Source organism: Advenella sp. EE-W14 (genome assembly GCF_012923605.1).
Classification (GTDB): domain Bacteria; phylum Pseudomonadota; class Gammaproteobacteria; order Burkholderiales; family Burkholderiaceae_B; genus Advenella; species Advenella alkanexedens.
The window spans coordinates 157,843-170,387 of record NZ_JAAVNG010000006.1 but is presented as its reverse complement, the minus strand read 5'-3'; the positions used below and the strand labels follow the sequence as shown (position 1 = coordinate 170,387).

12 protein-coding genes are annotated in these 12,545 nt (G+C 52.7%); 1 reads left to right on the top strand and 11 read right to left on the bottom strand.

Annotated elements, in window-relative coordinates:
- Positions 1–197: 197 nt before the first annotated feature.
- Positions 198–704, top strand: coding sequence for a peptide deformylase (def, locus tag HCX92_RS03150; protein WP_169293465.1), 507 nt, complete (start codon positions 198–200; stop codon positions 702–704).
- 160 nt (positions 705–864) lie between these two features.
- Here def and HCX92_RS03145 read toward each other — a convergent pair whose 3' ends face one another.
- From HCX92_RS03145 to HCX92_RS03095, 11 genes are all read right to left on the bottom strand, one after another.
- Complete coding sequence (locus tag HCX92_RS03145; RefSeq protein ID WP_211182240.1) at positions 865–1,200, bottom strand: hypothetical protein; 336 nt, start codon at positions 1,198–1,200, stop codon at positions 865–867.
- Between the two features lie 49 nt (positions 1,201–1,249).
- Positions 1,250–2,719, bottom strand: coding sequence for a TolC family protein (locus tag HCX92_RS03140; RefSeq protein WP_169293464.1), 1,470 nt, complete (start codon positions 2,717–2,719; stop codon positions 1,250–1,252).
- 77 nt (positions 2,720–2,796) lie between these two features.
- On the bottom strand, positions 2,797–4,593 hold the full coding sequence (locus HCX92_RS03135; RefSeq protein WP_169293463.1) for an FUSC family protein: 1,797 nt from the start codon (positions 4,591–4,593) through the stop codon (positions 2,797–2,799).
- The gene (gene mdtN / locus HCX92_RS03130) at positions 4,577–5,587 is read right to left on the bottom strand and encodes a multidrug transporter subunit MdtN (protein ID WP_287811266.1); all 1,011 of its coding nucleotides are present in this window, start codon (positions 5,585–5,587) and stop codon (positions 4,577–4,579) included. The genes HCX92_RS03135 and mdtN overlap by 17 nt, the downstream gene beginning before the upstream one ends.
- Positions 5,588–5,626: 39 nt before the next feature.
- A complete protein-coding gene (locus HCX92_RS03125) occupies positions 5,627–5,887 on the bottom strand; it encodes a YtcA family lipoprotein (RefSeq protein WP_248289985.1) in 261 nt (86 codons plus the stop codon).
- Between the two features lie 206 nt (positions 5,888–6,093).
- Entirely contained in the window at positions 6,094–7,383 is a 1,290-nt protein-coding gene (locus HCX92_RS03120) for a phenylacetate--CoA ligase family protein (RefSeq protein WP_169293461.1), read from the bottom strand.
- A gap of 8 nt (positions 7,384–7,391) precedes the next feature.
- The gene (locus tag HCX92_RS03115) at positions 7,392–8,216 is read right to left on the bottom strand and encodes an ABC transporter ATP-binding protein (RefSeq protein ID WP_169293460.1); all 825 of its coding nucleotides are present in this window, start codon (positions 8,214–8,216) and stop codon (positions 7,392–7,394) included.
- 106 nt (positions 8,217–8,322) lie between these two features.
- Entirely contained in the window at positions 8,323–9,651 is a 1,329-nt protein-coding gene (locus HCX92_RS03110) for an ABC transporter substrate-binding protein (protein WP_169293459.1), read from the bottom strand.
- A 70-nt stretch (positions 9,652–9,721) separates the two neighbouring features.
- On the bottom strand, positions 9,722–10,786 hold the full coding sequence (locus tag HCX92_RS03105) for a branched-chain amino acid ABC transporter permease (RefSeq protein WP_169293458.1): 1,065 nt from the start codon (positions 10,784–10,786) through the stop codon (positions 9,722–9,724).
- Between the two features lie 25 nt (positions 10,787–10,811).
- Positions 10,812–11,741, bottom strand: a complete 930-nt coding sequence (locus HCX92_RS03100; RefSeq protein WP_169293457.1) for a branched-chain amino acid ABC transporter permease — start codon at positions 11,739–11,741, stop codon at positions 10,812–10,814.
- Positions 11,742–11,748: 7 nt separating this feature from the next.
- Positions 11,749–12,543 (bottom strand): ABC transporter ATP-binding protein, encoded by a 795-nt coding sequence (locus HCX92_RS03095; protein WP_169293456.1) that lies wholly within the window; start codon positions 12,541–12,543, stop codon positions 11,749–11,751.
- Positions 12,544–12,545 lie beyond the last annotated feature (2 nt).

The following is a 12,545-nucleotide window of genomic DNA, read 5'->3' as shown; positions in this document are numbered from 1 at the left end:
TTGTGCCACCATTTACGATAAAGAAACGGAAAAACGGACAATTTGGTCTGCCTGGCACTCACAAAGCACATTTGACTGCGCCTGCCCTGCACGGAAAATCCCCCGTGTAAAGCAGGGTGGTTATTATTAGTGCACAAAAATTGCCTATAATATTGATATTGCTGATATGTCTTTTACTTGAACCCACATTTTATTCTATGGCATTACTACCTATTCTTCATTTTCCCGATCCACGTTTGCACAAAGTGGCCAAACCTGTTGAACAGGTGGACGACCGGATTCGCCAGCTCGTCAAGGACATGGCCGAAACCATGTATGACGCCCCCGGTGTTGGCCTGGCCGCCACCCAGGTTGACGTTCATGAACGCGTTGTGGTGATTGACATCTCTGAAGAAGGCAACGAACTTCGCGTCCTGATCAACCCGGAAATTATCTGGAAAAGCGATGACACCCAGGTTTATGAGGAAGGCTGCCTTTCTGTGCCCGGCATTTACGACAAGGTGGAGCGTTCAGCAGAAGTGAAGGTGAAAGCATTGAATGAAAAAGGCGAAGAATACACCTTTCACGCCGATGGCCTGCTGGCCGTCTGTGTGCAGCATGAACTGGACCATTTAATGGGCAAGGTTTTTGTTGAGCATCTTTCAAGCCTGAAACAAAACCGCATCAAGACCAAAATCAGGAAACAGGCCAAAGAAAAAGCCTGAAAAAATAAGGTTGGCCATCGCCAACCTTATTTTTTACTGCCAACAGGGCTTCCCGGAAACACATCCCCGGGAGCTGCGGTTTAATAGCATACGCCTGACGCACACGGAAAAAACCGCTTGCCCAATTATAAAAACATCAATTAAGCAACTTCTTTAAACTTCAAAGACATGAACCCCTCAAGGGAATCATCCTTGATTTCCAGCCAAGGTTTTGGGAGTTTGGCCCCCATTGTCCCGGTAATGGTTGAACGATAAACCTTATTGCGAAAACCCATGATGTCGGCTTTTCTTTTTTATCTTCCTGCCATTGTTTGAACAGATCGGCCTGCTGATGCACGGGAAACTCGGGATAGTCGGTAGCACCGACCAGATCATCAATATAACTGGCCTGGAAATCAATACATTCGCCATCACTGCCTAACTGCCCGTGACGATGCAGCCAGGCATCCATGTCTTTACGGCAATCTGCCTCATCAGGCAATTGGATTTTACCCATGATCACGTCACGCGCATGCGGGCACTAAACCAGGGCCTTTTCACATGCCCTATTCAATCCAGCTTTCACGTGCCGCAGTCATATTACCCATCATGAAAGCAAGGTTGGCTGCCGCCACCTGAGAGGCAGTTCTCGCATCCATGCGGGCTTGTTGTGCATCGAGCAGTGCCGTATCGGCAATGGTGACTGCCGTCAGGGTACCCAATCCCTCGCGATAGGCTTCAAGCGCACCATCGTAAGTTGTCTGCGCGGTTCTGACCAGCTCGGAAGCGGCCTGATGACTGGCCAATGCCGTACGCAGCATATTGGACGCCGCAATGATTTCCCGCATGGCGGCCTGCCGGGATTGCTGAAAAACATCAGAAGCCTTGTCGGCCTGAATGCGCGCATCATGTAAACGGGCCGAACGAAGGCCGCCATCAAATATCGGGATTGTCACGCCCAGGATGACATTGCTTGAACTGGTTTGCTGCTGCAGGCCAGGTAAACCGCGCACGTCAAAGTTGGTCCGGTTAGTGGCAGCCACTGCCCCCAGATACACCTTCGGCAAAAATTCGGCCTCGGCGGCGGTAATCCCCTGCTCACTGGCTTTCATGGCCGCATAACTGGCCAGCACATCAGGACGCCGGGAAATGGCCAGCCTTATGGCCTCATCCGTTAACATCGTATTGGTACCAGGCAGCGTATTTTTTTGCGGTGCACTGATTTTAATATGCATGTTTGCCGGCAGGCCTGCCGCTGCCAGGAGAGCCTGATATGCAATTTGCTGATTGCCTTGCGCTGTCACCTGTCGCAACTTTGCCTGGGCCACTTGCTGATTGGCCTGGGAAGTTTCCAGCACGGTGGCCAGGCCGGCCTTGCGACGCGCTTCAACAGCATTGGCAATTTGGCGTGCATTTTTCAGGGCCTGATCGGCCACCTGTATTTGCGCATTCGCCCCGCCATACTGATAATACGCATGTGTCACTTCATGAATAATTTTCTGATGCGTACCATTGAACAGGACATTGGCCGCAAAAGAAGCTTGCCGAGCGCCTTCAGCAAGCGCACTGCGTTGTCCGAAATCAAAAATCAGCCATTCAAGCGCCAACGCTGGCACGACACCGTTCAACTCGGTATTGATACTTCGATTACCCGGCAGCAAAGGAAGCGGTGTATGCGTCTTTTGCCAACCACTAATCACGTTGGCGGACAATCGCGGCAAGAAAGTTGCTTCAACCAGACCAACCGCCAGGGCAGCCTGCCTGGCCCGGTTCCAGGCCAGGCGCGTATCGGGATTTTCCCGCTGGGCAATATCTATCAGCTCGGGCAAACCATAAGCCCGTTTACTGTCAATGGTGGGGGCCGTCGGCAACACGGACACCTCGGGCAAGACAGGCACGCCAAAACCCGACGGCACCTCGGGACTGCCAGATGTCATAGCAGAAACAACAGGATCTTTCGGAGACGGCTTCCATGGTTTATCGGGTGAGGCCGGTGCCAGCGTCAGGGCATCGCTGGCACAACCGGACAAAACCATACACATTGCCAAAACAAGACCCGGCTGCCTTAAGGCTGGATTAAATCGGATAGGAAAAAGTGCCTGTTTAATCATCCTTAACTCTTGCTTAGTAATTGCTTCATTTGATCAATCTCATTCAGGGCACTGGCAGTGGCAGAATAAAGACCGGGCTGTTTGAACACCACAACGGGACACAATGCCTCTGCACGCACAATCAAGTCTTTCAGGCGGGCGATGGACGCATCATCCAGCCGTAAATTTCGTGGTTCGAACATTGACAAACCCAGGGCCTCCCGGGCCTGATGCAAGGTAGCCACCACTTTAGAGACATCATCCATGGTCACCGCTTGCATGTGGCTTGAATCCAAAATTTTCGTGAGTCCATCCAGGGCCTCATTGAGCTTGTCATTGACCGTAGAGGCAATGCCAAGCGGCCAAACCCGGGTGAAAATCAGATACATCACCAGATTGCCCAACAAAATACCCACCACCCGGTCAGATGCGGCAGACATCTGAATATCAGGACCAAAGCCCTGCAAAATGGTTAACAAAAATGCCAGGCCAATTTGAATACCTGCATACGCAATCCGCTCGCTGCCTGCTGAGACCCACCCGGCCACCAGAATACCGGCAAAAACCAACGCCATTAATGAACCGATACTGGTCATGTGGGGAATCAGGAACAGGATGGAGGCCACGCCCATGGCAGCCCCAATTAAGCAGCCAATGATACGCAGCGTTAATTTATGTACCGTTTCGGCGGTGGTTCCCAGCGCAGCGACATAACAGGTGATCATGGCAGTATGGATACCCTGCCAGTCGATCGCTGCATAGACCAGATAACTGATAATGGCGGCCGCTGTGGTTTTAAGGGCAAATCGCACATAATTGGGATTGGTAAGCGCGTCCTTGAAAAAAAATGGAACTTTAGCGGCTCGCACCACCGGCAAGGCACAACGTCCCAGAAGCGTATCAAGCGCCTGTCTGGCGGCTTCTGCAGGCTCCGCTCCATACGTGATACTGACCTCAGAAGCAGTATTGGGCGGATATCCTTCTGCCACAGCCCGGGCAGCCAAACGACATTGCGCCGCCAGTTCAACGCGTTGCTGCTCAGGCAGGTTGCCCGCCAGCATTGTAACGGCCAGCATCAGGCGATACGACTCATCAATCGCAACCTCCAAATAACGGTTTTGAGCGGTAGAGACCAAATGCAACAGTTTGATATTCCCCGCGCGTTTTTTCAGGGCTTCATTTCCCTCGTGCAATAGCGCATGCAAATCATCAACGGCCGTTGCCTGCTCAAGCACCTGCCCCGCCATTTCAAACCTTTGCACCAATTCTGATTTCAGCAAGCGTACCGCCGAACGACCCAGAAACAGATTGAAGCCCACAATAATGCCCATGGGAGCTACTGTCATCAACCAGGCATAAAGCAAGGCGCGCGTGGCCGCCTCGCCAAAAGGCACATAGCCAATCAAAGTCATGGCAAAACCCACCACCAGGGCAAGCACACTGCCAATTTCCCCCAACTGGCTCGCAACGCCCAGATACAGGAAGAAAAAAGAACCAACGGCAATCACCACCAGACGCCACATGGGGTAATCGATCGTCCAGCGAACCAGATAAAGCAGCATGACCACCACCAGTGCCACCAAAATCGTCAAACCAATCGCCATTAAGCTATTTTCGGCACTATCGGGTTTCATCAGGAACAGGATCAGGTAGCATCCGATGGCCGCCAACGGAATACCGTAAGTCATGAACACAAAGGCTGCCAGCGCACATTGGGCGGCAACCCGCCAGGCCATCGCCAGGCGCCCGTCAAAGGGTCGCAAATCATGTTTTGCGGTATTCAGGACGACCGGCCAGAAGCGATTAGCAGTCGTCGTCATGTTTTTTTACCACCACGACCGCCGATGCGCCAACACGCAACAGGTTTTCAGGTGCGTCCCCCAGACGCACCCGAACCGGGAAGCGTTGAGCCACCCGTACCCAGTTCAGGGATTTTTGCACAACAGGCAAAATACGAGGCAACTCAATCATATCGGTGGAATTCACGCCCCAGCCGATGCTGTCAACCTTTCCCTTGATGATCACGGAAGGATCGGCAAGCGCATAAACCAGCGCACAGGCATTGGGCTTGAGTTCCATCAGCTCGGTTTCACGGAAAAAAGCGGTGGCATACCATTGTTCGGTATTAATCAGGGTGAACAAGGATTGGTCGGGCGCGACATACTCACCGGATGATACCGACAAGCCCACCACCAGTCCGTCATGGGGAGCACGAACCTGCGTATCGGCCAGCGCACGCTGGGCAATAGCCAACGCGCTTTGGCTGACCTGGACCAGGGCATCGGCCGCTTCCAGGTTCCCAACCAGGCTTTCTGCCGCCCGCGCCTGGGCCTGGGCCTGCCTGAGACTGACTTGGGCATCGCGGTGCAGCGTTCTGGCGTCATCCACCTGCTGGGTGGTCACAAAACCCTTCTTGTTCAGGGGAATCAGTCTTTCCAGTGTTTTTTCGGTCAGGTTCAGGTTTGAAAGCGCACGCTCTACCTGTTCATTGGCAACGGTCAGGTTGGCACGCTCGGCTTCAATCTGCCGCCGTTTCGCATCCCGGGCTGCCATGGCTGACTTGAGTTCGGCTTCAGCCTGCTCCACGCGCAAACGGTAAACCGTTGGATCCAGGGTATACAGAAGATCGCCACGCTTTACCCTGCCGTTTTCAACCACATAAAACTTCTCAACCCGGCCCGGTACCGGCGTACTAATATTCACGACATCGGCCTGCAACATGGCATCTTCCGACAAGGGGCTGTTCTGCCAGTAATAATACAGGACCAGCGCAACGGCAGCCACGATAATGATGGCTGCTACCAATCGTGCCACAATTTTATGCTTGTTGGAGGAAATGGGATGACTCATGAATCAGGTAGAAAAGAATGACAGCGAGGTGACAATGGCAATAATGAGTGCTACACACAGGTAGACCAAAAGGCGAAGTGGCAAAACATCGTCGAGCTGCAGGTAAACAAAAACCACCCGGACCAGCACTGCTCCGATGATGCCAATAAAAGCGCAAAGCAGCCAGGAAGGAAAATACGAGCCGAAAGCATAAACAGACGGTGCATTTGAGCAACCCGAGAGCATCGCTGCAACCAGCCAGAGCATAACAATACGTGGCATCATTACAGACCTTGTGGCAGCAAACGGGAAAAACGAAGATTTGTTGAAGGCATCAGGCGAGCTAATCGTCAATGTAACATTTGATCACGATATAGTCCCACACCGCTCTCCAACTGTCAATCTGCTTATCGTTAATTGACAGTCGCCTGATGCCGGGGTGACAAAACCGGCATCGCACCTGCAATGCCGGCTCCCGGCCATATTAGCGATTACTCATATGACCTTACATCATCAATGACCTTGCCGTCATTGGGTAGCAATCCGGGCTTTTCAAACACGATTTCCGCCCGCAGCTTGGTGATATCGCGCACGGCATCCACCAAAGACTGCCTCAAGTCATCAGACACGGCATCGGGCGCCACTTCAACCCAAAGGCTCATCTGGTCATGTCCCACTGCGCCACTAACGACCAGCCGCGCCCGCTGGACCTGGGCAAACCGCCGGGCCACCATCGCCACCTGTTTCGGATGCACAAACATACCCCGCACCTTGGTGGTCTGGTCTGCCCTGCCCATCCATCCCTTGATACGCTTATTGGTTCGACCACAGGCAGACGGGCCGGCAATAATAGCCGACAGGTCACCGGTACCAAAACGCACCAACGGATAATCGGGATTAAGCGTAGTCACCACCACTTCACCCACCTCACCGTCTGGAACCGGCTCATTGGTGCCTGGACGCACGATTTCCAGAATGATATCTTCAGCCACGACCAAACCGTCACGCGCAGGGGTTTCGTAGGCAATCAACCCCAGATCGGCAGTCCCATAAGCCTGATAACCTTCTATGCCCCGGTCGGCAAACCATTTCTGCAAAGACGGTGGAAACGCCTCTCCGGAAAAAAGGGCCCGCTTCAGGGAAGGCAAGGCTACCCCCATGGCATCGGCTTTTTCCAGAATCAGGCGCAGGAAACTGGGCGTTCCCGTGTAGCCATCAGGTGCCAGATCGCGAATATTTTGCACTTGCATCTCAGTTTGCCCGATACCGCCGGGGAAAACCGTACATCCCAGCGCATGAGCACCGGTTTCAAACATGGAGCCAGCTGGCGTAAAGTGATAAGAAAAACAGTTGTAAACCAGCATGCCTTGACGAAAACCGGCCGCAAACAGGGCACGTCCAAAACGCCAGTAATCACTGCGCGCGCTTTCCGGCTCAAAAATCGGCCCGGGCGAGGCAAACACCCGCAACGCCTGCCCCCAGCCAATGGTGGAAAAACCACCAAAAACACGGTTTATTTCATCGCCCGGCTGCCTGGCCAGACCCAGCATAGCAGCGCGCGCATCCAGTTGCCGCTCGAGCAACTCGGATTTGCGAATCACCGGCAAACCGGCCAGGGCCATACGGTTATGCACCCCCTCCACCTCAATGCCCCGCAACTGATCGGCAATGGCTGGCGCCCGTTCCACCGCTGTTTTCAGAGCCTGAGGCAAAGCGGTAAACAAAGCCTGTTCACGTACATCGGCATCGCGATGCTCCAATACATCAAAAAACTCACTCATGATTGCTCCTAGGCCAACCAACGTTTGCGGCGACGATAAAACTTGGTATCCCTGAAACTTTTGCGATCACCACTTTCAATGCCCAAATAAAACTCTTTGACATCTTCATTGTTGGCCAGCTCATCGGCCCGACCATCCATCATGACCCGGCCGCTTTCCAGGATATAGCCATAGTCGGCATAACGAAGGGCAATATTGGTATTTTGCTCGGCCAGCAGGAAGCTGACGCCTTCACGGGTATTCAGGTCACGGACGATCTCAAAAATCTCTTCCACAATTTGTGGTGCCAGCCCCATGGAGGGTTCATCAAGCAGAATCATTTTGGGATCGGCCATCAGGGCACGGCCAATGGCCGCCATTTGCTGTTCACCCCCCGAGGTATAACCGGCCTGGCTGGCACGACGTTGCTTCAGGCGGGGAAAATACTGATACACCATATCCAGCGAAGCGGCAATTTCCCCCTTGCTATCGGTTCGGGTATAGGCACCGGTCAACAGGTTTTCCTCGATGCTCAGGTGCCCGAAACAATGCCGCCCTTCCATGACCTGGATCACGCCACGCCTGACCAGATCGGCAGGCGTCAGGCTGTCAATCCGCTCTCCTTTGTAATGGATATTTCCCTTGGTCACATCACCACGCTCGCTTTTGAGCAAGTTGGAAATGGCACGCAACGTAGTGGTCTTACCGGCACCGTTGGCACCCAGCAAGGCCACAATCTTGCCCTCGGGAACCACCAGCGATACCCCACGCAACACCAGAATAACGTGGTTATAAATAACCTCGATACCATTCACATCTAATAAGGCCTTTGGTGCCTCTTGTTTCGTTTCCATACAGATTTCCTGAATTCAGGTGGGAAGCTGCACTCACACACGCCGGTTACCCCATATGCACAATACGGCAACCGGGCATGCAGCCTCCCGAAGCACAACAATTTACTTACGACTCGGCAGCGCAATCACGCGGAGTGATTTTTTTCTCACTGGCATATTTCCCGGCTTCGGATTTGACCAGCGGATCCACATATTGCTTATCAGACTGATACCAGTCGGACACCACGTTGAACTTGTTGCCATCCCACTGTATGATGCGGGCCCAGTCATCTCCCATATGGTTCTCGCAAGAGGTTTTTACCGGACGCAACATTTCATCAAAGCCCAGTTCCCTGAGCCTGTCTTCGGTCAGGTTCAGGTTCTCAAAGCCCCAACGAACCTGTTCAGGCGTCATGTGCTGGCCTTTGCCGAATTTTTCCTGGGCTGCGCGAATGGCTTCCACCTGCAACATGGAAATGACCATGCCACGGTTATAGGCCAGTGAACCTTTGGTATCTTTACCAGACTCCAGGCCCTTATCGTACAAATGGGCTTTCAGATCATCGTAGATCTTGCCTTTGCTTTCACCCGTATTATGAATGGTGATGGCGTTATAACCTTTGGCAACCTGACCCAGATCTTTCACATCGCCTTCGGAACCGGCCCACCAAATGCCATAAATCTTGTCACGACCATAGCCCGTAGACTGTGCCTCACGAATAGCCGTCGGCGTCATGATACCGGCACTCCACAAAAGGACGTAATCAGGACGTTTCTGACGAATTTGCAGCCAGGTTGATTTTTGTTCCACGCCCGGTGCCGTGACCGGATACAGTTGCAACTCAAAACCATTAGCCTCGGCACGGGCCTTTAAAAGAGGGATGGGCTCCTTGCCATACGGAGAGTCATGATAAACCAGGGCAATTTTCTTGCCCTTGAGCTTGTCTTCCCCACCCAGCTTCTTGGCAATATCCTGAATCATCACATCGGCCGCAGTCCAGTAAGTACCCAAGAGCGGGAAATTCCACTTGAACACGGAGCCATTGGCCGATTGAGACAGACCATACCCGACGGTTTCAATCGCCACTTTGTCGACCGGTGCCTTGTCAGACACGGCAAAAGTAATACCGGTAGATTGCGGGTCAAAACCGGACGCGCCACCCTTGGCATTTTTCAGACGTTCATAACACTCAACGCCACGGTCGGTCGCGTAAGCGGTTTCACACTCCTCAAAAGCCAGCTTGACACCATTTACACCGCCATCGCGCTCATTAATCAGTTTCAAATAGTCAATCTTGCCATCGGCCCATGGAATACCCAATGGGGCAAATGAGCCTGTACGATAAGTAAACAGGGGCACAAACTGTTCTTCTGCCGCCTGAACCTGCAAGGGAACAGTCGCCAAAACGCCACTAACTGCCAGGGCTGCCGTAATGGATTTGAAGCTTAATTTCATATCGGTCTCCTCCGAAGAAATTGATACATGCTGTTTTTTATAAATGACAACGTCAGTTAAACGTAAGCTTTTAATGTGGGAAAGGCCATATCCGCAACTTCTCTTTGGCAATACTCCACAATCTTGCCAGGCCATGCGGTTCCGCAATCAGGAAAAAGACAATCAGGGCACCAAATACCATATGCTCGATGTGCGCTGCGGTATCCACGCCAATCGGGATACCCATCATGGCCGGAATCCGGTTAAGCAAAATCGGCACCAGTACAATAAAGGCGGCCCCATAGAAGCTGCCTACAATAGAGCCCAAACCACCAATAATAACCATGAACAACAGCTGGAAAGAGCGATTCAGGTCAAAGGCCAGGGGCTCCCATGAGCCCAGGTGCAAATAACCCCATAGCACGCCGGATACCCCGATAATGAACGAACTGACCGCAAAGGCGCTGAGCTTGGCATACATGGGGCGAATGCCAATGACCGAAGCCGCCACGTCCATATCACGGATCGCCATCCATTCACGGCCAATCGCACTGCGCACCAGGTTTTTGGCCAACAGGGCAATAATGACCACCAGCAAAAGAATGAACAGGTATTTTTGTACCGGTGTTTGCACATCCAGACCAAAGAATGTCAGTGGTGGTACCGACACACTGCCTGAGGAAGAGTAGTTCGTAAAGAACGGAATCCGCAGGAATGTCCAGTCGACAAAGAACTGGGCGGCCAGCGTGGCGACCGCCAGATACAGGCCCCGGATCCGCAGGCTGGGAATGCCAAACAGGATACCCACCAGGGTTGAACACAAGCCCCCCAGCAGAATCTGCAGCAGCAGGGGCATCTCGGGGAAACGCACCCCGAAATTCCAGGCTGCATAAGCACCCACGGCCATGAAGGCACCACTACCCAGTGAAATCTGCCCACAATAGCCCACCAGGATATTCAGGCCAATCGCTGCCAGGGACAGGATCAGAAAAGGAATAACAACGCCACTTAACAAATAATCACTGGCCAGGGCCGGCACCATCAGAAAGGCAACAGCCAGCAAAATCACCATCAGGACACGATCCTGGCGGATGGGAAAGATCTGCTGATCGGCCCGGTAACTGGTCTTGAACTGTCCATTTTCACGATATAACATGATGTACTTCCTTTACGCTTGCCCGCTATACGCGGTCGATAATCTTTTCACCAAACAAACCTTGCGGACGGAACAGCAGGAATGTCAGGGCCAATACATAGGCAAACCAGATTTCAATGCCCCCCCCCAGATAAGGACCCAGGTAGGCTTCCGATAATTTTTCGCCCACTCCGATAATGAGCCCGCCGATAATGGCCCCGGGAACCGAAGTCAACCCACCCAGGATAACCACCGGCAAAGCCCGCAGCGCAGCAGTGGAAAGCGTAAACTGCACACCAAACTTGGAGCCCCAGATAATGCCCGCCACCAGCGCCACAATACCTGCCACCACCCATACAATGACCCAGATCCGGTTAAGGGGGATACCAATGGATTGCGCCGCCTGATGGTCATCAGCCACCGCCCGCAAGGCACGCCCGGTAGAGGTGTACTGAAAGAAAAAGGCCAGGGCTGCCACCAGGGCTGCTGCAATCGCCGCCGCCGTCAGGTCTTCAAGATTGATTAAAATGCCGCCTTCGAACAGACTGTCCAGGATAAAAGCCGGATCTTTGGGCATGCCGACATCAATCGTGTAAACCGAACTGCCAAACAGGGTTTGACCGAATCCGTCCAGAAAATAACTGATGCCCAAAGTGGCCATTAACAAGGTGGTGGCCTCTTGATTGACCAGATGACGCAAAACCAGCCGTTCTACCAGCCAGGCAATAATCACCATTAACACCGCACTGACGATGAAGGCCAGAATATTGGCCAGCCACATGCTTTCAAAACCCAGCCACTGGGGCAGCCAGGTTGAGAACCGTGCCATTGACAAGGCCGCCACCAGTACCATGGCTCCCTGGGCAAAGTTGAACACCCCTGATGCCTTGAAAATCAGCACAAAACCCAGCCCGACCAAGGCATACAGCATGCCGCTCATCAGGCCACCAAACAAAGTTTCCAAGAAATATCCCATAATGCCCTCAATGCTCTACGCCCAGATAGGCACGAATCACTTCTTCATTTGAACGAACCTCGGCCGGTGTGCCATCGCCGATTTTCTTGCCGTAATCCAGTACCACGACACGATCCGAGATATCCATCACAACCCCCATATCGTGCTCAATCAACACAATCGTGGTCCCGTATTCATCGTTCACATCCAGAATGAAACGGCTCATATCCTGTTTTTCTTCAATATTCATGCCGGCCATGGGCTCATCAAGCAACAGCAGGCGGGGCTCCATGGCCAGCGCCCGTCCCAGGTCGACCCTTTTTTGCAGGCCATAAGGCAAACGCCCGACCGGGGTTTTGCGATAAGCCTGAATCTCCAGGAAATCAATAATGTTTTCCACAAACTCGCGATGCCTGATTTCTTCCTTTTCGGCACCAAAAATCCGGAATGCCTGTGACAGGATGCCGCTTTTCATGCGCAGGTTACGGCCTGTCATAATGTTGTCCAGCACGCTCATCCCCTTGAACAAAGCCAGGTTCTGGAAAGTGCGTGCAATACCCATTTCGGCAGCCCGGCGCGGTGTCATCCGGTTGAAATGATTCCCCCTGAACTGGATGCCACCTTCCTGTGGCACATACACCCCGTTAATCACGTTTAACATTGAACTTTTACCGGCACCGTTAGGGCCGATAATGGCACGGATCTCATGCTCTTTAACATTAAATGAAATATTGGTAAGTGCCTTGACACCCCCAAAGGACAGGGAAATACCCTGCATATCCAGGATCACATCACCAATCTGCTTTTCTCTTTCGTTCATCATTC